Annotated in this window: 15 protein-coding genes; 9 read left to right on the top strand and 6 right to left on the bottom strand. The window is 60.6% G+C overall.

Annotated features, from left to right (window positions below; genetic code table 11):
* Window positions 1-84: 84 nt before the first annotated feature.
* Entirely contained in the window at window positions 85-2367 is a 2283-nt protein-coding gene (locus AADA15_RS00495) for a sensor histidine kinase NtrY-like (protein WP_437343157.1), read from the top strand.
* Window positions 2364-3776, top strand: a complete 1413-nt coding sequence (gene ntrX, locus AADA15_RS00490; RefSeq protein WP_341639583.1) for a nitrogen assimilation response regulator NtrX — start codon at window positions 2364-2366, stop codon at window positions 3774-3776. Before AADA15_RS00495 ends, ntrX begins: the two co-directional genes overlap by 4 nt.
* A gap of 70 nt (window positions 3777-3846) precedes the next feature.
* Here the strand turns inward: ntrX and AADA15_RS00485 are convergent, their stop codons facing one another.
* Window positions 3847-4332 carry a hypothetical protein gene (locus AADA15_RS00485; protein ID WP_341639582.1) on the bottom strand — a complete coding sequence of 162 codons (486 nt, stop codon included), beginning with the start codon at window positions 4330-4332 and terminating at the stop codon, window positions 3847-3849.
* 102 nt (window positions 4333-4434) lie between these two features.
* On the opposite strand from AADA15_RS00485, the gene trkA reads away from it, so the two are divergent.
* From trkA to hflX, 4 genes are all read left to right on the top strand, one after another.
* Window positions 4435-5811 carry a Trk system potassium transporter TrkA gene (gene trkA / locus AADA15_RS00480; RefSeq protein WP_341639581.1) on the top strand — a complete coding sequence of 459 codons (1377 nt, stop codon included), beginning with the start codon at window positions 4435-4437 and terminating at the stop codon, window positions 5809-5811.
* A gap of 1 nt (window position 5812) precedes the next feature.
* Window positions 5813-7348 carry a TrkH family potassium uptake protein gene (locus AADA15_RS00475; RefSeq protein ID WP_341639580.1) on the top strand — a complete coding sequence of 512 codons (1536 nt, stop codon included), beginning with the start codon at window positions 5813-5815 and terminating at the stop codon, window positions 7346-7348.
* Window positions 7349-7481: 133 nt separating this feature from the next.
* Window positions 7482-7721 carry an RNA chaperone Hfq gene (hfq, locus tag AADA15_RS00470; protein WP_008204623.1) on the top strand — a complete coding sequence of 80 codons (240 nt, stop codon included), beginning with the start codon at window positions 7482-7484 and terminating at the stop codon, window positions 7719-7721.
* Window positions 7721-8992, top strand: coding sequence for a GTPase HflX (gene hflX / locus AADA15_RS00465; protein ID WP_341639579.1), 1272 nt, complete (start codon window positions 7721-7723; stop codon window positions 8990-8992). Before hfq ends, hflX begins: the two co-directional genes overlap by 1 nt.
* A gap of 6 nt (window positions 8993-8998) precedes the next feature.
* On the opposite strand, the gene AADA15_RS00460 is transcribed toward hflX, so the two are convergent.
* Entirely contained in the window at window positions 8999-10189 is a 1191-nt protein-coding gene (locus AADA15_RS00460; RefSeq protein WP_341639578.1) for a cation:proton antiporter, read from the bottom strand.
* A 6-nt stretch (window positions 10190-10195) separates the two neighbouring features.
* Window positions 10196-12682, bottom strand: a complete 2487-nt coding sequence (locus AADA15_RS00455; RefSeq protein WP_341639577.1) for a penicillin acylase family protein — start codon at window positions 12680-12682, stop codon at window positions 10196-10198.
* Between the two features lie 113 nt (window positions 12683-12795).
* On the opposite strand from AADA15_RS00455, the gene AADA15_RS00450 reads away from it, so the two are divergent.
* On the top strand, window positions 12796-13668 hold the full coding sequence (locus AADA15_RS00450) for an NAD(P)-dependent oxidoreductase (protein WP_341639576.1): 873 nt from the start codon (window positions 12796-12798) through the stop codon (window positions 13666-13668).
* Between the two features lie 79 nt (window positions 13669-13747).
* Here AADA15_RS00450 and AADA15_RS00445 read toward each other — a convergent pair whose 3' ends face one another.
* Window positions 13748-14323, bottom strand: a complete 576-nt coding sequence (locus tag AADA15_RS00445) for a lipid-binding SYLF domain-containing protein (protein ID WP_341639575.1) — start codon at window positions 14321-14323, stop codon at window positions 13748-13750.
* Window positions 14324-14498: 175 nt separating this feature from the next.
* Window positions 14499-15497, bottom strand: coding sequence for a porphobilinogen synthase (gene hemB / locus AADA15_RS00440; RefSeq protein ID WP_341639574.1), 999 nt, complete (start codon window positions 15495-15497; stop codon window positions 14499-14501).
* A gap of 163 nt (window positions 15498-15660) precedes the next feature.
* On the opposite strand from hemB, the gene AADA15_RS00435 reads away from it, so the two are divergent.
* A complete protein-coding gene (locus AADA15_RS00435) occupies window positions 15661-16185 on the top strand; it encodes a component of SufBCD complex (RefSeq protein ID WP_341639573.1) in 525 nt (174 codons plus the stop codon).
* 53 nt (window positions 16186-16238) lie between these two features.
* Window positions 16239-19700: a transcription-repair coupling factor gene (gene mfd / locus AADA15_RS00430; RefSeq protein WP_341639572.1), complete on the top strand. Its 3462-nt coding sequence runs from the start codon at window positions 16239-16241 to the stop codon at window positions 19698-19700.
* A gap of 1 nt (window position 19701) precedes the next feature.
* On the opposite strand, the gene AADA15_RS00425 is transcribed toward mfd, so the two are convergent.
* Window positions 19702-21372: a tetratricopeptide repeat protein gene (locus AADA15_RS00425; RefSeq protein WP_341639571.1), complete on the bottom strand. Its 1671-nt coding sequence runs from the start codon at window positions 21370-21372 to the stop codon at window positions 19702-19704.
* Window positions 21373-21374: the final 2 nt, after the last annotated feature.

Below are 21374 nucleotides of genomic sequence, written 5' to 3'. Positions count from 1 at the left end.
CGTGGTCATCCTGCATGGGTGTTGGTTGGGCCACGATATCTAGCGGTTGGCCAGTATGGCCGTACATCGGGGTGAGAGCATCAAGTGGCGGATAAGTCACATCTTCGCTGGGGGTTTCGCACCTTTGCTCAGATGGAGCGGTGGCGCAGGACCCGCAAGGCCCGCAATATAGGGACATTGGGGCTTGTTCTTCTCGGCCCAATTCTGGCCTTTGCCACGTTCCTGATCTTCGGACCGCTGGGGCATGGGGCGTCTTCGCTGTCACTGCGGCTGATCCTGCTTGCGGATATGGTCTATATCATGGCCATTGCCGCATTGGTCCTTGCTCAGATCGTGCGTCTCTTTGCGGCCAGGCGTGCCAAATCAGCCGGTTCACGTTTGCACCTGCGTCTGATCGGTGCCTTCGGCTTTCTCGCCCTGGTTCCAACGGTCATTGTGGCGATCTTTGCGATGCTGACAGTGAACGTTGGTCTGGAGGGCTGGTTTTCGCAGCGGGTACGTCAGGTTATCGGAACCTCCCTTGCCGCAGCCGAGGCCTATCAGGCTGAACAGCGAGAAGATCTGATCGAAGATGGCGCAGCGCTTGGCCGCTATCTCGACACCAGTCGCTCGCGCAGTTTTTTCATGAACGATGCGGAACTGCGCCAGGTTCTGTCGCAAGGTCAGCTGCAGGTGCAGCGGGGCTTGCGGGAAGCCTATGTCATCGACGGACTGGGGACCATCCGCGCGCGCGGCGAAAGATCCTATGAATTCGATTTCGAAAAGCCGGAACCGACCGATATCGCCACGGCAACCGAGGACGGCATGGCCGTCATCCAGGACTGGGATAACAACGAGTTCCGCGCCATTGTGCGCCTCAACGCCTTTGTCGACCGTTTCTTGTATATCAGCCGCGATGTTGACGGCGAACTGCTGAACCTTCTTGATGATACCCAGCAAACGGCCAACCTGTACCAGCAGTTGGAGCGCGAACGGGGCCGGGTGCTGTTTGAATTTGGCCTTCTCTATATCGGCTTTGCGCTGATCCTGATCCTCGCCGCGATGTGGCTGGGGATGTGGTTTGCCGAACGGCTTTCGGGGCCGGTCGGGCGCCTCACCGTTGCGGCGCGCCGTGTGGGCGGTGGTAATCTGGATGTCCAGGTGCCCGAAGAGGATGGCAGCGACGAGATTGCCCAGCTTGGCACGTATTTCAACAAGATGACGCGCGAACTTAAACAGCAGCGACACACCCTGCTTGAAAACACCGATCAGATCGAACGGCGCCGCAGGTTGTTTGACTCGGTGCTGTCCTCTGTCACGTCTGGCGTTGTCGGGCTGGATCCCGAGGGGCGTGTGACCTTCGTGAACCGCTCGGCCGAGCGGCTACTGGACTGGCACGGCGACAGGCAGTCGCTTGCCCTGGCTGTAGCGGTCCCGGAATTCGGACACCTGTTCGAAACGCTGAAAGCAGGCGATGTGGAAACCGCCCAGGAGGAAATAAAGGTCACGCGTCATGGTCGCCTGGAAAACCTGTTGGTCCGCATGTCGCTGCGGCGCTCGGATGATGGGCAGCTCGAAGGCTATGTGGTGGCCTTTGACGATGTGACCGACTTGGTGAGCGCCCAGCGAATGGCGGCTTGGGGCGATGTGGCCCGGCGCATTGCCCATGAAATCAAGAACCCGCTCACGCCGATCCAGCTGAGCGCGGAGCGGATCAAGCGGAAATTTGCCCCGAAACTTGGGGAAGAAAACAGCGATCAACTGCAATCCATGACCGATGTAATTGTTCGCCAAACCAATGACTTGCGACGTATCGTCGATGAGTTTTCGAAATTTGCCCGCATGCCCGAACCTGAACGCCACGAAGAGAACCTGGTGGCACTGGTTCGGGATGCCGTGGTACTGCAACAGACAGGTCAGCCAGGGGTCAGGATCACGGCGGATCTTCCGGATGAACCGCTGTTTGCTGACCTTGATGCCACGATGGTTGGGCAGGCTTTGACAAACCTGATCAAGAATGCTGGTGAAGCCATTGAAACACTTCGGGAAAAAGGTGCTCCTGATGGTTTCAAGCCAGAGATCCGGGTCGCGGTGCGCCGCGGCGGCACCTCATCTTACGTCGTGACGATTGCCGACAATGGCATCGGGCTTCCCGAAGATCGCGCGCGTCTCTTCGAACCCTATGTGACCACGCGAACCCAGGGTACCGGGCTCGGCTTGCCCATCGTGAAAAAGATTATCGAGGAGCATGGCGGCTCTCTCATCCTCACGGATGCGCCCGTGTTTGAAGGGCAGTCCCATTTTGGAGCCATGGCGGAGATCCGCCTTCCGCAGAGCCTCCCGGTAGCGGAAGCAAACAGGAATACAGTGAAAGTAGGTCTGACATGAGTGATATTCTAATCGTCGATGATGAACGTGACATCCGCGAGCTGATCTCCGACATTCTGGAGGACGAGGGGTTTGCGACCCGAAAGGCCGCAAATTCAGATGAATGCATGGCAAAGATCAACGAGTCAGAGCCAGCGCTTTTGATCCTCGATATCTGGCTCAAGGACAGCCATATGGACGGGATCGATATCCTCAAGACCGTAAAGCGTGACCACCCCGAGGTCCCCGTTGTCATCATCTCAGGCCATGGCAATATCGAAATCGCCGTGGCTGCGATCAAACAGGGCGCCTATGATTTCATTGAAAAGCCCTTCAACATCGACCAGTTGATGGTGGTGATCCGTCGTGCGATGGAAACATCGCGTCTGCGCCGCGAGAACACGGACTTGCGCCGCAAGGAAACAGGGGCCGCAGAGATGATCGGCAGTTCGGCGGCTTTCCGCGCCCTGGTCTCCCAATTGGACAAGGTTACAAAATCCAACGGCCGCGTGATGCTGACCGGTCCGGCCGGGGCGGGTAAGGATATTGCTGCCCGGTACATCCACTCGAATTCGACGCGCGCCTCCGGACCTTTTGTAAGCGTCAACTGCGCGAGCATCGAGCCGGAGCGGATGGAAGAGGTGCTGTTCGGCCGCGAAACTCCCGAGAAAGGGATCGAGCCCGGACTGTTGGAGCAGGCCGACGGGGGCGTGATTTTCTTTGACGAGGTTGCGGATATGCCTGCGGGGACGCAGTCCAAGATCTTGCGGGTTCTGGTGGACCAGCAGTTCTGCCGGGTTGGCGGCACCGAAAAGCTGAGCGTCGATCTGCGCGTGATTTCATCCACAAACAAGTCGCTGGATGCCGAAATTGAAGCGGGGCGGTTCCGTCAGGAGCTGTATCATCGGTTGAATGTGGTTCCGATCGCGGTGCCGTCTTTGGCTGATCGGCGCGAGGATATTCCGGTTCTGGCCGAGCATTTTATCCGTATCTTCAACGCGGTACAGGGATTGCCGCTGCGGCAACTGACGGACGAGGCGGTTGCGCTGATGCAGACCATGACCTGGCCGGGGAACGTGCGTCAGCTCAAGAACCTGGTGGAGCGGATCCTGATCCTCGGGGACGGCTGCGAGCCGATCGATGCCCGGGATCTTCCGCGGGAAGAGGAAAAGGTCGAAGACGAAGGGCGTGTCGTCTTGTCCGGCGCATTGGCGACATTGCCCTTGCGCGAAGCGCGCGAGGCCTTTGAGCGGGAGTACCTCCTGACGCAGATCAACCGCTTTGGCGGGAACATCAGCCGTACGGCCTCCTTTGTGGGGATGGAGCGCTCTGCGCTGCACCGTAAGCTGAAATCGCTTGGGGTGGTGACCTCGAACAAGGCCGGGGCCCGGATTGCCCATGTTGAGGAGAGGGAGAGCGATCCGGTCTGAGACCGCTCAGCAAAAGGTGCGCCATGCCTCATTGATGGCCTGGCGCAGGCTGGAAGGGTTCCCTGTCTTTTCAGGGTGTCAGGATATGAAGCTGCTGGTCGGGGCTTTTCCAGACACAGGCCGCCTCGCTCAGCGGAGGCAGGCGTTTGGGCTGTGAGGCAAGGCGCGTGGAAACCTCGTCCATGGTGCACCGCTTGAGGGATACCTGACGGTAGCCTTTTTTCTCCATGCAGCTTTGTTCCAGTTGCCGGCGCAGGCCGAGGTTCACATCCACCGTGTAAATCTGCCCGTCGACCCAGTACCCCGGGCGCGTCCAGCACCGGCCATCCGCGCAGTATCTCTCGCCGGGGTAGTATCTTGGGGGGTGTTGTCTGATCTGGTTTTCAACCGGCGCGTCTTTCAAGGCGGCCACCTTGCAAGAGAGGCTCTCTTCCTCAAGCCGGGTCACGCTTGCCCCTTCGCGGTAGTAGACCGGGATCGGGCCACAGGCTGCGACAGTCACAGTCAGAAGGCTCAGCAGGACAATGGGTTTGGCGGAATTCTTGGTCTTGAACATGTGCGCAGCTTGCCGTGGAACTGCCCGCGATACAATTGATTTGACCGCCTCGGCCCCTTCTGTCATTCAAAAACGGCAAGATCGCGCCCAAGGGAATGGATCATGAAGGTTATCATCTGTGGCGCCGGCCAGGTGGGCTGGCAGATCGCACGACATTTGTCGGGTGAATTGAACGATGTGACGGTCGTGGACAACAATCCCGAATTGGTTCGCCGCGCGACGGATACTCTGGATGTTCAGGGGGTTGCGGGCTTTGCTTCATATCCCGATGTGCTTGAGCGCGCGGGTGCGCGGGATGCGGATATGATCATCGCCGCAACCCATTCGGATGAGGTCAACATGGTGACCTGTCAGGTTGCCCATTCGGTGTTCTCCATCCAGCGCAAGATCGCCCGTCTGCGTGCCAAAAGCTACCTCACCGCGATCTATTCCGATCTCTACCGCCGCGACCATTTGCCGATCGACGTGGTGATCAGCCCCGAACGGGAGGTTGCCGCCGCCGCAATCCAGCGCCTGTCGGCCCCGGCGGCGTTTGACACGGAAACCTTCATGGGCGGCAAGGCACAGCTCCTGGGGGTGCAGATCGACGAAGACTGCCCCATCGTGAACACACCTTTGCGGCAGCTGACCGATTTGTTCTCGACACTGAGAGCCATCGTTGTCGGGGTGCGCCGCGAGGGAACGCTTTTTGCGCCAGAGCCGGGCGACCAGCTGTTCGTCGGTGACAGTGCCTATGTGTTCTGCCATGTCGAAGATGTGAACAGAACCATAGAAGTCTTTGGTAAAAAAGAAAAACGCCAGGATCGTGTCGTCATCGTGGGTGGCGGCAATGTCGGGCTTGAGGTCGCAAAGGCGCTGGAATCAAAAACCGGGCGCATCCGGGCCAAGATCATCGAGAAAAGCCGCAAGTGTGCAGAGCGCGCCGCCGAAACCCTTGAGCGGACCATCGTTCTGCATGGGGACGGGCTGGACCGGTCGCTGATGGTCGAGGCGGGGATCGGCCGTGCAGATGCCATGCTGGCCGTGACCGATGATGACAAGACCAACATGCTGGCGGCGGTGCGGGCCAAGTCCGAAGGCTGCCCCTTTGTGGTTGCGCTCATCAATGACCCGACGCTGCTGCCCCTGATGTCGCACCTCGGCATTGACGCCTACATCAACCCGCGATCAACCACTGTGAGTTCAATCCTGCAGCACATCCGCTATGGGCGGGTGCGTCAGGTCTACTCCATCGGAGATGCCGAGGCCGAGGTGATCGAGGCCGAGGTGATGGGAACGACGCCGCTGGCCGGGCAGGCGATCCGGGACATTCCCTTTCCCGAGGGCGTACTGGTCGGCGGAATTCTGAAAGGCGGCGAAATGCTGCCGCCCAGCGGAGAGTTGCGGGTCGAAGAGGGCGATGTCATCGCGCTCTTTGCCATGGCGGCCGATGTACCAGAGGTCGAGAGGCTGATGCAGGTCTCGATCGATTACTTCTGACATGGTGCGCCGCAAACAGGCACCAATGGGGCTCCTTCGGCTGCCGCTGTTCCTGCTGATCTGGGGCATCGCCTGTCTGGCCATGTGGGTTCCGGCCATTCATGCGGTGATCCTGAACGATCACCCGACCTCGCAAAGCTTTTTCTTTTCAGGCCTTTTGGGCTTGTTCGCGGTTTCCGTCATCGCTCTTTCGCTGGGCAACCGGACGCCGCGTTTCGGGATGCCGGGGCAATTGCTCTCGCTTCTGGCAACCTTTGCGATTTTGCCGGTGTTCCTCGCCGTGCCGGTGCAAGACGCGCTAAAAAACACAAGCTTTCTCAATGCCTATTTCGACATGGTCAGCGCCGTAACCACAACCGGTGCCGACGTATTTTCTGATCCGGCACGGCTGCCGCCCAGCGTTCACCTGTGGCGCGCCCTCGTTGGCTGGCTGGGTGGGCTGTTGATGTGGATTGCGGCCTCGGCAATCCTTGCGCCGCTGTTTCTGGGAGGGTTCGAGGTCACCGCCCGCGGAGAGCCGGGCGGCGGCGCGGGCAGTCCGGCCCAGATGCAGCAGGCCGACCCGCGTCGGCGCCTGCTGACGGTGGCGCGCACCCTGACGCCGGTTTACGGCGGTCTGACCCTGGTGTTGTGGACCCTGCTGATGATCACCGGCAGCAAAGCCTTGCCCGGGCTGACGCATGCGATGTCGGTCATGGCCACGTCCGGGATATCCGCCGTTGGGGGCACACATCAGGCCAGCAACGGTGTTGCCGGCGAGATGGTGATGTTCCTGTTCATGTTCTTTGCCCTGTCGCGGCTCACCTTTTCAGGTGACACCGTCACGAATGGCCATGGCCGCCTGGATCGGGATCCGGAATTCCGGGCGGGTCTTCTTATTGTCTTTGGGGTGCCGCTTCTGCTGTTCATGCGGCACTGGCTGGCCACCCTGGAGGTGACAGGCACCGAGGACGGTTTTCAAGCGCTGAGGGCCTTCTGGGGCGCGCTCTTTACGGTCATGTCGTTTCTGTCGACGACGGGATTTGAAAGCGCCGATTGGCAGACGGCGCAGGATTGGTCCGGCCTGGATACGCCGGGCATGATCCTTCTGGGCCTTGCGCTGATCGGGGGCGGGGTGGCGACCACGGCTGGTGGGGTGAAGCTCCTGCGGGTCTATGCGCTTTATCTCAATGGCCTCGGCGAAATGGAGCGGCTGGTTCATCCCTCGTCGGTAAGCGGTGAAAGGGTCGGCAACAGGCGGCTGCAAAAGAACGGTGCATTCGTGGCCTGGGTCTTTTTCATGCTGTTTGCCCTGTCCCTTGCGGTGATCAGCACAGCTTTGGCCGCGCTTGGCACCGACTTTGAGACATCGTTGATCCTCGCCATATCGGCCCTGTCCACGACAGGCCCTTTGACCGATGTCGCGGCGAGCGAGCCAATCTTGCTGTGGCAACTGGCACCGGCCGCGAAACTGGTTCTGTGTTTCGCAATGGTTCTTGGTCGGCTTGAAACATTGGCGATCATCGCGCTTTTGTCGCCAAATCTCTGGCGTAGCTAGGCAAAGCTGGTTAACCTGCGAAGCGAACGGGTCTTTTTCGGGTGGAAACCTGCAGGGACTGCGTCCATAGTTGGACTTGAAAACGCGCGTTGGTCCGCAGCGCGTAGCAAGAAAAAAAGGCGAGATAACAATAATGGCTTCGGACAGACAGAATCTTCAGGATGCCTTCCTGAATCACGTTCGCAAAACCAAGGTTCCGGTTACTATCTTTCTTATCAATGGTGTGAAGCTGCAGGGAGTAATCACCTGGTTTGACAACTTTTGCGTCCTGCTGCGTCGCGATGGACAGTCGCAGCTGGTTTACAAACATGCAATTTCGACAATCATGCCTGCTCAGCCGATCAGCCTTTATGAAGGTGAAGACGCCTCTTGATGGAGCATGACAGGAAGCGCACCCGCGCCTGGGTGCTGCATCCAGAAATAAAATCCGACCTGGACAGGCGCGACCCGCAGCCTGCCCTTGAGGAAGCCGTGGCGCTGGCCCGGGCTTTGCCTGATCTCGACGTGGCCGGGTCAGAAATCGTGCGCTTGCCCAAAGCACATGCCGGAATGCTGTTCGGCTCTGGCAAGATTGAAGAGCTGGCGCAGCGCCTCAAAGGTGAAGACGTCGAACTGGTTCTGATCGACGGCCCGGTTTCGCCTGTGCAGCAACGCAATCTGGAAAAGGCCTGGAAGGTCAAGATCCTGGACCGGACGGGTCTGATCCTCGAAATTTTCTCTGACCGCGCCCGCACGCGTGAAGGCGTGTTGCAGGTGGAAATGGCAGCGCTCAGCTATCAGCGCACGCGGTTGGTTCGCGCCTGGACCCACCTTGAACGTCAGCGGGGCGGCCTGGGGTTCGTGGGTGGACCTGGCGAAACCCAGATCGAGGCCGACCGCCGCGCCATCGATGATCAACTTGTCCGCCTGCGCAGGCAGCTGGACAAGGTAGTCAAGACCCGCACCCTGCACCGCGAAGCCCGCGCCAAGGTGCCGTACCCGATCGTTGCGCTTGTTGGCTACACCAACGCCGGAAAATCCACGTTGTTCAACCGCTTGACCGGGGCTGAGGTGATGGCCAAGGATATGCTCTTTGCCACGCTCGACCCGACGATGCGGCGTCTTGTTCTGCCGGATGGACCAGAGGTGATCCTGTCTGACACCGTCGGGTTCATCTCGGACCTTCCGACCGAACTGGTTGCCGCTTTCCGGGCGACGCTGGAAGAGGTGCTCGCAGCCGATGTGATCCTGCATGTGCGCGATATCAGCCACGCGGAAAGCGAGAACCAGGCCAGGGATGTGACGGCGATTCTGGCGTCTCTCGGGGTGGATGAAGAGCGTACCTTGATCGAGGTCTGGAACAAGCTCGACAACCTCGGGGAGGACGAGGCCGCCGCCCGCCGGGAGCGGGCCGCGCGCGAGGACGATATCCATGCCATTTCAGCCCTGACCGGCGAAGGGATCGACGGTCTGCTGCGGGATATTGCTGAAAGATTGCAGGGCAAAAAGCATCAGGACGTTCTGAGCCTTGATTTTTCGCAAGGCATGCAGCGCGCATGGCTGTTCCGGCAGGATGTTGTGCTTTCCGAAGACCAGACCGACAAAGGCTTTGATATCACCGTGCTTTGGACACCGAAGCAGAAGGCGCAGTACGACGCATTGTAACGGCCGTTACAGTGCGTCCTGCCGCTTTTCTGTGGATCTTGATTGCGCAGACAGGGTACGGGAAGCCACGATCGGGCCGATCAGTTCAAAGGCGGTGGTGGTGCCGATGGCAAGGGCCATGAGGGACGCAGCATATTCCGGGAAACGCTCTGACGCGGCCAGGGCCATGCCGATGGCCACCCCGGCCTGTGGCAGCATCGCGGCTCCGAAATAGGGACCCTGCCGTTTGGGCGCGCCAGCAATCCAGCCTCCCAGCAATCCACCAAGGACCCGGCCCAGAACCCGGAAAACCACATATCCGATACCCGCCAGTCCAACAGTCGACAGGGCGGCCGGGTCGAGTGTGGCGCCGGCCAGGACAAAAAAGATGATCATGAAGGGCCATTCGAAATTGCGGATCTCGTGAAAGGCCCGGGTGTGGTGACGGGCGAGGTTCACGATCACCGCGCCGACCGTCATTCCGGCAATCAGATAAGACAGCCCCAGCATCAATGAAAGGCCTGCCGTGAGGAACACGAGGCCCAGGGCTTCGATCCTCAGGGGTTCGCCATCCGACAGGCGTCCGGTCAGGAGCGCGCCGGGCACGCCGATCACGCAGCCCAACAGGATGGAGCCGAACACCTCATAGGCGGCATCCGCCAGGGTCGCGCCGCCGGGCCCAAATCCGCTGACCATTTCTATCAGGACCAGCGCAAGGGTGAAGGCCAACAGTCCCCACGCATCATCTATGGCCACCAACCCTTTGAGGGTGCGTGTGAAACTCGTATCCTGTCCCGATTGTTCGATGACATCGTAGGTCGCGGCAGGATCGGTCGCCGTCGCCATGGCGCCAAGAAGAATTGTCAGGATCAGCGGAAGCCCCATGACCCATAGGGCGGTGCTGACCACAAGCTGCGTGACGACAACGACCGAAAGGGAGACCAGCAGAACGACACGGCCGTGTTCCCTCAGGTTCTGCACCGACAGGGCGCTGCCCAGGAGGACGGCCACTGCGCTCAGCGCCACGACGGCAACAACCGGATAAAGCGACGTCAGCGCGCGGGGCAAGAGATCGAAACCGGCCTGTCCGACAACCAGACCGAACCCGAGAAGCAGCGTCACCCGTGGCAAATGAAATCGTCGTCCGACCCTGTCGGCGGCCAGGCCTGCAAAGAACAGGAGACCAAACACGATCAACGGAACAGCTTGATCTTCCATGGTTTGTCAGTCCCTCGGCAGGATCCGGGTGGTGCCGACAGCGGCAGCCCGGGCCAATTCTGTATCCAGTGACATCGGGACGTACTCCCCACGGCGCCAGAGCTGCGCCATGTCATCGTAGTGGCGCGACAGGAAATGCCCCGATTGACCCGTTGCGGTAATGAAGACCGAGCTGTCGGGATCGGCGAAGTCATAGACGCCGCGATAACCGGCCGCATGCACGTTCTGGAAGGGATCCGGGGCCTCTCCGGAGGTGCGGCCACGTTGCAGGGTATTGTCCCCACCGCTGGTGGATTGACGGATGTTCACAAGAAACCGGAGTAATGGCACGTCACCAAGGACCTCGTGATCGTGGGTGGCTTGATGAGCATCTCCCCAACGCAGGGATTCAAGCGCAGTGCCATACCGTTCCTCGATCCACAGCAAAGCATCGTCGAGTGCGAGGCGCGCCATGTCCACGCAGCTTTCCTTGGGGGCGCTTTGACGGACGTCGCACCAGATCGAAGCCCCTTCGATATCGCGGTAGACCCGTTCGATGAACAGAGGGTCCACATGTTTGAACGCCGCGGCAAGGGGGCCAAGTTCATCTGCAATGAGACGGTTCTGCAGCGCCCGTACCCAGGCGGCATAGATCAGCGGTTCGGGCAGGTGCTCGTTCATTTCGCCATTCCATTCGGACAGCAGATTGAGCGCCGTGTGGCGCTGCCGCTCGCGACTGCCTTCCGGCGCGGCTTCACCGGTGAACCACAGATCAGCCCCAATGAGCGGCAACAAGGCGCGGGCCGAGAAGGACACCGTATCAAGCTGTGCCTCGATGAAACTGTCGCGGGTATGAACCTCCCGGTTCTGCATCAGCTTGCGCCAGCGGTGAATCCGCTGGGTGTCTCCCCAGTCGAAAGAGACGTGATTGGGGAAGGGGCGTTCAAGCACCTTGTTGTTGGTGTTGCCCAGCAGCCCGCCGCGTGGGCTGACGAATTCCGGGTTTGCGGCATAGGGCGCACGGCCTTGCCACAGGTTTTCCCGGCGCCACCCCTGACTGGGCATGCGTCCCTTGCTCTGGTGCCTGGCGTCGCGCTGAGGAATGGCGCCTATGGTCTTCATCGCAATGGTTTTCCGGTCCGCCAGAACCAGGTTCTGTGACGGGGCGATATAGGCCTCGGCCACCGAAATGGCATCGGTCACCGTTGTGCTGCGCATCAGGCCAATGGCCGCGCTCACCGAAGTGTCCTCGGCGCTCAGCGCCGTCCAGGCCAGGCTCACCACATGGCCTGCAGGTGTTATTTCGGCAAGATCGAACATGGTGCCCGGCAGGACGGGGCCATTCTCCGTCCAGCGCAGTGTCAGGGTCATGGGAGCCGCATCCTTGATCGTGATGATGGAACGGCGCGTCACGAAGGGTGTGTAACCGTTTGAACTCAAGTACTCTTCGGCATTCTCGGGGTTGATTTTTTCGATGAAGAGGTCCTGATCATCCATGTAGGATGAGGTGATCCCCCAGCCGAGCGTGTCCGAACGTCCGCTGATGACCGCGGGCACACCGGGGATGGTTCCGCCGATGACCCCGCCCGTGGCCAGTTCCAGGCGGGCCAGATACCAGATCCCGGGGGCGCTGAGCCCAAGATGGGGGTCATTGGCCAGAAGGGTTCCGCCAGTGGCCGAGCGGCTGGGGTCGGCAGCCCAGGCATTGGAGGCTCCGCCGCGCCCGCGCGGGGCAAGTGGAAATAGGGACGCCAAGGATTGAGGGCTTTGCGCCCTGTCCCCCAAAGAAGGCCGGGGCAGCCCGGGAAAGAGAGCTGCATATTCCGGCAAGGCTGCGGTGCCTGAGCCGGGCGCATCCGGCAGGATATCGCGCAGTCGCTCGGGGGCGCCAAGGGCCAGCGAGGTTCGAGCTCGCAGGATCTCTTCGCGCATGTGGCCGGAGAGTTTCAGCGCCATGAGCTTCATGACGGCAATGCTGTCGGCAGGCTGCCAGGGGGCCAGGGGCATGGGAAACAGGAACATCTCTGGCGCGCCTCGCCCCAGGGCGTCTTCGTTGATTTCCTGCAGCCGGGCGTTCACACCTGCGGAATAGGCGCGTAGCGCCACCGTTGCCTCGGGGGTTTGGACGGCCACGGATTGTTGCGCCAGACGATAGAGGTCGAGGCGGCGCACAAAGGTGTCGGTTTCCACGGTGCGAAGCCCGAAAACCTCGGACAGCCTGCCTTGGGCGGTACGTCGCAGCACGGCCATCTGCCACAAGCGATCCTGAGCGTGGGCATACCCAAGTCCGAAGAAAGCATCTTCGTCACTGGCCCCGATACTGGGGAAAATATGGGGTACATTGGCGTTGTCGCGCACAATTTCCACGGGCGCAGTCGGGCCGGGCAGGGCGATCGTCTTGCTGTAATCCGGCAGAGACTGCGAGGCAAAGTAATAGGCCAGAAGAATTGCCATCAGCCCCAGCAGAATCAAGGAGGTGGTCAGACGAAGCAGCCAGCGAAAGAGGAGGGCCATGTAGCTTGGTTTCCGTTTGTTTTCTTGATTTGGGGCCCCGCCACGATTGCACCCGGCGCCACCGATGCTAGGGTGTCGCCAACATATGCGAAGAAAGCACGAGGGAAAAGCAAATGGCAAAAACTGCGTTTCTGGGGTTGGGTGTCATGGGGTATCCGATGGCGGGCCATCTGAAAGCCGCCGGGCATGACGTCACGGTCTACAACCGGACCGCTGCCAAGGCAGAAAGCTGGGCCAGGGAGCACGGCGGCGCCAGCGCGCCGACGCCACGCGAAGCGGCGACCGGCGCGGATTTTGTGATGTCCTGCGTCGGAAACGATGACGATCTTCGCTCGGTGTGCCTCGGCGAGGAGGGCGCCTTTGCCGGGATGGAGCCAGGCAGCATCTTTGTCGATCACACGACGGTTTCGGCCAAGGTCACCCGCGAACTCTACGAGGCGGCCAAGGCGCGGGGTATTGCATTTGTCGATGCGCCGATCTCGGGTGGTCAGGCGGGCGCTGAAAACGGTGTCCTGTCCGTCATGTGCGGGGGGGACGCTGACGCCTACGCCAAGGCAGAGCCTGTCATTGATGCCTACGCCCGGATTTGCCGCCGCATCGGCGACAGCGGCGCGGGACAGATGACCAAGATGTGCAACCAGATCGCCATTGCGGGCCTTGTGCAAGGGCTGGCGGAGTCGCTGCACTTTGCCGAAAAGGCGGGCCTTGACGGGCGCGCGGTGGTCGAAGTGATCAGCCAGGGTGCAGCGGGCAGCTGGCAGATGGCGAACCGGTACGAGACGATGATTGACGATCATTTCGAGCATGGTTTTGCCGTGGACTGGATGCGCAAGGACCTCGGGATCTGTCTTGACGCGGCCGATGAAACCGGGGCCAGCCTGCCGGTCACGGCGCTGGTCGATCAGTTCTACAAGGATGTTCAAAAGATGGGTGGCGGGCGCTGGGATACTTCGTCCCTGTTCAAACGGCTGCGTGAAAGCGGTTGAACGATCTATGCCAAGACATTGAAAAGGCGCGCCGGGATGGGCGCGCCTTTTCTTTGAAATCCGTATCCGGCCGTCAGGATCAGGGAATGATGCGCGTGTATTTGGTGCCTTCCAGGGTCGCGCCGATGCGCAGCCCGGCCTGAGCGAACACCGCAGCAAGGATGGGTGAGGTCAGCGTGTTGGTGTCAGCCGTCACCGAATTGCCGTCATCGCGCACGACATATTCCAGATCCGCGCCGGCCGCCCAGCCGGAGGAGCGGCGGAAGCCTGCAAGGGCGTCATCGGTCATGAAGAACAGCACATGCGCATATTGCTGCGCGCCAATCTGAAGGCCGGCATTGCCCTTGACGGTCGAATAGTAATCGACGGTCACACCGTTGATCCGCAGGGCACCGCGCCCGTAGGCGCCGCCAACCAGAAACCCGGCTTCGGTCACAAGCGGCATCACCAGCATGCCGGTTGATTTTTCGGCCAGATCGATGGTGTTGGGATACTGGCGGTACATTTGGTTCAGCGTTGCGTCCACGCGGGCATCGATCGTTGCCGCGTTGTTTGTGCCAACCCCGTTTCCGCAAGCGGCAACCGCTCCGGCTGCGCCAAGAATCCCCAAGGTGAAACCGCGGCGTGTAACGCGGGAGGAAGCGTGTCTGCTCATGTGATTATCTGCCTGTCACGTTGTCGTTGAAACTGTGTCATCCAAGGCCGGTTTTCCGGCTTTCGCGCAACTATAGGCGCAAACAGGACGCCTGTCATCCACGTCATGACGCGCCGATACCGACTTGAGCAGCATATCGCTATTCCGCAGACAGCAGCCTTTGGGCCGCTGCTGATCAACCGTTCAGAATGCGGGCCGTTTCGGGGGCGAAATAGGTCAAGATCCCGTCGCAACCTGCACGTTTGAAAGCCAAAAGGCTTTCGAGCATCACCTGTTCGCCGTTGATCCACCCGTTTTGGGCGGCTGCCTGGATCATCGCGTATTCGCCAGACACCTGATAGGCAAAGGTCGGGGTGCCAAAGGCAGTTTTGACACGATGGCAGATATCGAGGTAGGCGATCCCCGGCTTGACCATGACCATGTCTGCACCTTCCTGCAGGTCCCGCTCGATCAGCCGCAGCGCTTCATCCGAGTTTCCGGGGTCCATCTGGTAGGTCTTCTTATCCCCTTTCAGCGCACCCGAGGCGCCAACGGCATCGCGGAACGGCCCGTAATAGCCGGACGCATATTTCGCGGAGTAGGAGAGGATCGCCACATTGCGGTGCCCGGCCTGTTCCAGCGCGCTGCGCATCGCACCAATACGCCCATCCATCATGTCCGACGGGCCAATGATATCCGCGCCTGCCTCAGCCTGAGCCAGCGTCATCTTCACCAGAGCTTCAACAGTCTCGTCATTCAGGATTTCCCCATCCACGACAAAACCGTCGTGGCCATTGATATTGTAGGGATCCAAGGCAACGTCAGTCATCACGGCGATGTCGGGCGCGACCGCCTTGATCGCTCTGATGGCCCGGTTGCACAGGTTTTCAGGGTTCCAGGCCTCGGCGCAATCCTCGGTCTTGAGGGCCGGATCGGTATAGGGAAAAAGGCAGATGGCCGGGATGCCAAGCGCCTGGGCCTCGACCGCGACCTCTGCGATCTTGTCGACCGAACGCCGCGCAACGCCCGGCATGGAGACCACCGGTTCCTCGATGCCTTCGCCGTCCCGCACGAAGACTGGCCAGATGAGATCATCGGTCGTCAAAGTGTTTTCGCGCACCAGGCCCCGAATGGCGGGGGAAACACGCGTGCGGCGCAGGCGGGCGGCGGGAAAGGGGGCGACAGTCGGCTTCATCGTGGTCTCTCGTCTGTTTGCTGCCCTTGGGTCGCACGGAACGGCGCGCGGAGGCAAGTGGCACATTCGCCGCGCCTTTGGCAGGAGAAACCACAGGGCTTGTGTCGCGCGGCGCGTCAGTGGATATAGGCGCAAGAGGGACGAGACCGGGAAAGGGTAAGGTTTGGATCTGCTGCAGACACTGTCAGAGATGATCGATCTGCGATCGTTTTCGAACCTGTGGTACTGGATCGCTTTGGCCGTGCTCTGGTCCTCGGCCAGCCATTGGATCCTGGGCGTGCCAATCGACATGGTTCACCGGGCGCGCCGGATGGGCGGGCAGGCAGGACAAGACCTTCATGATCTTGTGCGGATTAACATCAACAGATTGCTGTATATCTCTGATGTGGCAGGCATTTGGATTCTTGCAATTGTCTGTTTCGTGCTGTCGTCGCTTGGTACCCTGGGGTTCTTGCTGGATGTGGAATTTGCGCAGGCGGTTTTCCTGTTGCTGTTTCCAATGTCCATTGTCGGGCTGATCAATCTGGCGACGGCCCGATCGATCCGTCGGGACGCGGCGCAAGAGGATGCGCTGTACCGGCGCCTGGCAACCTGTCGACTGGCCATACAAGCCCTTGGAATGCTTTTTATCTTCATCACTGCGATGTGGGGCATGTATCAGAACCTTCGGCTTGGAGCCTTTGGGTAACCATTGCGTTTCCCCGACGCCCCCCAAGACCAAAAGAAGAGGACACGGATAGTATGGCGCAACGTGCGGTTACCATGGGCGGTGCCCCCGAAGGCTACGATGCCCGCCTGATCCTGAAGGAAGTGCAGAAATCCGGTGGGCCGGTGCTGCATGTGGCCCGCGATGACAAGCGGATGGAGGCGATGCGCGCCGCTTTGTCTTTCTTTGCACCTGAGATGCCGGTCTTTGTCTTCCCGGGCTGGGACTGTCTGCCCTATGACCGCGTGTCTCCCAATGCGGATATCTCAGCCGCGCGCATGGCCACCCTGGCCGCCCTCGTGCAGAAAATGCCGAGCGAATTTGTCCTGCTGACGACGCTCAATGCGGCCAGCCAGCGCATTCCGGCGCGCGCCACGCTGAGAGAGGCGGCGTTCACAGCAAGAGTGGATCACAGGATAGATGAAGAAGCTCTTCGCAAGTTTCTGGTTCGCATGGGGTTTTCCCAAAGTCCAACTGTGATGGAGCCAGGCGACTATGCTATCCGTGGTGGTATCATCGACATTTTTCCGCCCGGTGAAGCAGGCCCGGTTCGGCTTGATCTGTTCGGCGATGTTCTGGACGGCGCGCGGCGGTTTGACCCTGCAACCCAGCGCACCACGGAAAAGCTGGATCTGATTGAACTGGCGCCGGTTTCGGAAGTCATCCTGGACGAGGCCGCCGTCACCCGGTTCCGTCAGAATTACCGGATCGAGTTCGGCGCGGCCGGCACCGACGATCCCCTCTACGAGGCTGTGAGCGCGGGGCGCAAACACCAGGGGATCGAACACTGGCTGCCGTTCTTTCACGAAAAGCTGGAAACCCTGTTTGACTACCTTCCTGATGCCACGATCACTCTGGACGATCAGGTGACGCCGGCACGGCTGGCCCGCTGGGACAGCGTTGCCGACCAGTATGAGACCCGCAAACTGGCGATGGCGCAAAAGGGACGGATGGACACCGTCTACAAGCCGACCCCGCCAGAACTGCTGTATTTGAACGATACCGCCTGGGAGATGGCAACGGCAGACCATCGCACGATCCAGTTTCATCCGCTCCCTCAGGCCTCTGGCCCCGGGGTGGTCGATGCAGGCGGGCGGATCGGCCGCAATTTCGCGCCCGAACGCCAACAGGAAAGCGTCAGCCTTTTCGGGGCTTTGGTTGCGCATGTTAAATCACGGCTTCAGGATGGACCCGTGGTTGTCGCCTCCTATTCGGACGGGGCAAGGGAACGTCTGAGCGGTTTGATCGAAGATGAAGGTCTGGCCGAGGCGATCCCCATCGCCAATGGGACCCGGATTGGAAAGTCGGGGCTGCATCTTGCGGTCTGGGCACTGGAACACGGGTTCGAAGCGCCGGGCCTGACGGTGATTTCGGAGCAGGACGTTCTTGGGGATCGCCTGATCCGCGCGCCCAAGAAGCGCCGCAAGGCCGAGAATTTTCTCACCGAGGCGCAGTCCCTGTCCCCCGGCGATCTGGTGGTGCATGTGGATCACGGGATCGGGCGCTACCAGGGACTTGAGGTGATCACGGCGGCGGGCGCGGCCCATGAATGCCTGCTTCTGGAATATGCCGAAGAGGCAAAGCTTTACCTGCCGGTCGAAAATATTGAACTGCTGAGCAAATACGGCCACGACGAAGGCCTGCTTGACCGGCTTGGCGGTGGTGCGTGGCAGGCCAAGAAAGCCAGGCTGAAAGAGCGGATCCGCGAGATGGCCGACCGGCTGATCCGTATCGCTGCCGAACGCGCCCTGCGCAAGGCGCCGATCATGGATCCGCCGCCTCACGCCTGGGAGGAATTCTCGGCGCGGTTCCCCTATGAGGAGACAGAGGATCAGCTGCGCGCCATTCAGGACGTGATGGAGGATATGACCTCGGGGCGGCCCATGGACAGGCTGGTGTGCGGCGACGTGGGGTTCGGCAAGACCGAGGTTGCAATGCGCGCCGCCTTTGTCGCGGCGATGTCGGGCGTTCAGGTGGCGGTGATTGCGCCGACCACGCTGCTGGCACGCCAGCACGCGGCCTCCTTTGCCGAGCGGTTTCGTGGTTTTCCGCTTGAAGTCAGGCAGTTGTCCCGTTTTGTGAGTGCAAAAGAAGCGGCCAAAACCCGCGAGGGCATGGCCAAAGGCACCGTCGATATCGTGATTGGCACCCACGCGCTTTTGGCAAAGGGGATCAAGTTCCAGAACCTCGGGCTGCTCATTATTGATGAGGAGCAGCATTTCGGCGTCGGCCACAAGGAACGGCTGAAACAACTGCGCAGCGATATCCATGTCCTGACCCTGACCGCGACCCCCATTCCGCGGACCCTGCAGCTCAGCCTCACCGGCGTGCGGGACCTGTCGATCATTGGCACGCCCCCTGTGGATCGTCTGGCGATCCGCACCTACGTGAGCGAATTCGACGCTGTCACCATTCGCGAGGGGCTGTTGCGGGAACATTATCGTGGCGGGCAAAGCTTTTATGTGGTGCCGCGCATCTCGGACCTTGCCGAGGTTGAAGAGTTCCTGAAGGAGCAGCTTCCGGAACTCACCTATGTGGTCGCACATGGCCAGATGGCTGCCGGAGAGCTGGATGACCGCATGAATGCTTTTTACGACGGCAAGTATGACATCCTGCTGGCGACCACCATCGTGGAATCCGGCCTCGACATCCCGACTGCCAACACCATGGTCGTGCATCGCGCGGACATGTTCGGTCTTGCGCAGCTCTACCAGATCCGGGGCCGGGTGGGGCGCTCCAAGACACGCGCCTATGCGTATCTCACCACGAAACCCCGCGCGCGGCTGACGGATACTGCTGAAAAGCGACTGAAAGTGCTTGGCTCGCTCGACACTCTGGGTGCCGGATTTACCCTAGCAAGTCAGGATCTTGACATCCGCGGTGCAGGCAACCTTCTGGGGGAGGAGCAATCCGGCCAGATGCGCGACGTCGGCTATGAGCTTTATCAGTCCATGCTGGAAGAGGCGATTGCCAAGATCAAATCCGGCGAGATGGAGGGGCTGACCGAGAGCGAAGACCAATGGGCGCCGCAGATCAATCTGGGCGTGCCTGTACTGATACCCGAGGACTATGTGCCCGATCTGGATGTGCGCCTGGGGCTCTATCGTCGCCTGTCCTCGCTCACCACAAAGGTTGAACTGGAAGGATTTGCCGCCGAACTCATCGACCGTTTCGGCAAATTGCCGAAAGAGGTCAATACCTTGCTGCTGGTTGTTCGCATCAAGGCGATGTGCAAGCGGGCCGGGATTGCAAAACTGGATGGCGGCCCAAAGGGGGCAACGATCCAGTTCCACAACGACAAATACGCCTCCCCCGAAGGGCTGGTGGCCTTCATCCAGGATCAGAAAGGCCTCGCCAAGGTCAAGGACAACAAGATCGTCGTGCGGCGCGACTGGAAGAAGGACGCCGACAAGATCAAGGGCGCCTTCGCCATCGCGCGGGATCTGGCAGAGAAACTGGTCGCCGAAAAGAAAAAGGCCAAGGCCGCTCGGGGCTGACCTATCCGCAGCATCCCGGTGTCATGGCAACCTGAGCACAGCCGCAGGAGGCCATGACACCGTCGGATCGTGCCTGCGCCAGATCCAGTTTCAACCTGATGTGCTGGATTTCAACCTGCTCTCCGCGCGCTCTGAGACAGTCGTGCAAGCCCTTGAGGCTCCAGACATTATCCGGATGGATCGATGCCCGCGGCAGGCTGCCGTCCAGCCCCAGGTCTGCGCGGTAAACCGCTTCGGCCTCGGTGATGTGGCCCTGTTCGAACAACAGCGCCCCAAGCGCATGACGCGTTGGCTGCATCCAGCCCCAGGGTTCGTCATAGGGCAGGTTGTCATCCAGCGCGACCGAGCGGCGCAGATGCGCATAGGCCGCCTCAAAGTTCCCTTTGCGGTACTCGATCTCACCTCGCAGCATTTCCCGCGCGATTTCAAGAAGATCGACAACGCGGTTATTGTGCAGAAGGCGGGTTTCGGGCACGCGGTCCTTGGCGGCGAGGAACAGGCGCTCTTCCTCCTCGGCGCGGCCCACGTCACCAGTGGCGGCATGGCCAAGTCCGCGGGCATAATGCGTGCTCGCGGTCAGGGTGCGGAACAGGTCCTGATCCTTCGGCAACTCCAGCGCCTTGGCCTCTTCCCAGCGGCCAAAGCGGATCAGGATATGGGGATGCATCGCCATGTAGCTTTCGAAGTAGTCCGCCATGGGCGGGCTTTCGATGCGCAGCATGTCTTCGGGGACCGTCTCCCACAGGCCTGTGTTGGCGCGCAGGGCGGGCTCTATTTGTCCAAGGAATAGAGCGCCGTAGATCGCAAAGTGATAGTCGTGCATCCGGTAGCCCGTATAGATGTTATGGGCGCCTTCGCGGGCGTAATACTTCAGATCGGCCTCAATCGCCTTTTCGTTCCAGTGGACCACGTCCCGGTAGGATCCGCACAACACGTCAATATGGGTGGGCATGTGAACCAGGTGGCCTGCGTCCGGAACCAGTGTGCGCAAGACATCCCCGGCCTTCAGGGCCTTTTCCGGCGTGGGCGACATCTCCATCAGATGAACGTAAAGGTGCAGTAGGCCCGGATGGCGCATCGCAGACGGATTGCGATCAAACGCGACCTCCAGAACCTCTTGCGCCTCACGCGTGGATGCCCCCTTTGCTGGCGTGCCGGTCTTGAGATCCCACATTTTCCAGGGCGTGAGGTTCAGAAGGCTTTCAACGTAGACGCAGCGCAGATCCAGATGATCCGGGACCTCGGCAAACCCCGCGCGCATTGCATCGGCAAAGGCATGATCCCATGGGTGCATATCGTCAATGGGCAAACGCCGGGGGTAGCGGGCCGTTAATGCTTCGATCAGGACCCTTTCCGCCGGGCGACACCCCTCAAGCCGGTCCAACGCGGCCTGGGTGGCGTCATAGGCAGTGGCCAGCGCCTCTGCCCGGGTTGCCGGATCGTGTAGCTCCCATGGCATGTTGTAATTCGGTCCGGACGCATAAGAGAGGCCCCAGTAGGCCATGGCGCAGCCCGGGTCCGCCTCGATCGCGCGGCGGAAACAGGCACAGGCCTCTTGATGATTATAGCCATAGGTCCAGATCAGGCCCCGATCAAACCAAAGCTGCGCGTCCGGGGACGCGGTGGTCACCGGACAGGAATAATCACCCAGATCGTAATAAGAGTCTTCCATGA

This window comes from Phycobacter sedimenti (assembly GCF_038148855.1).
In the GTDB taxonomy this organism is placed as follows: Bacteria; Pseudomonadota; Alphaproteobacteria; order Rhodobacterales; family Rhodobacteraceae; genus Phycobacter; species Phycobacter sedimenti.
The sequence above is the reverse complement of the archived record's forward strand: the minus strand, read 5'-3'. Positions and strand labels throughout refer to the sequence as shown.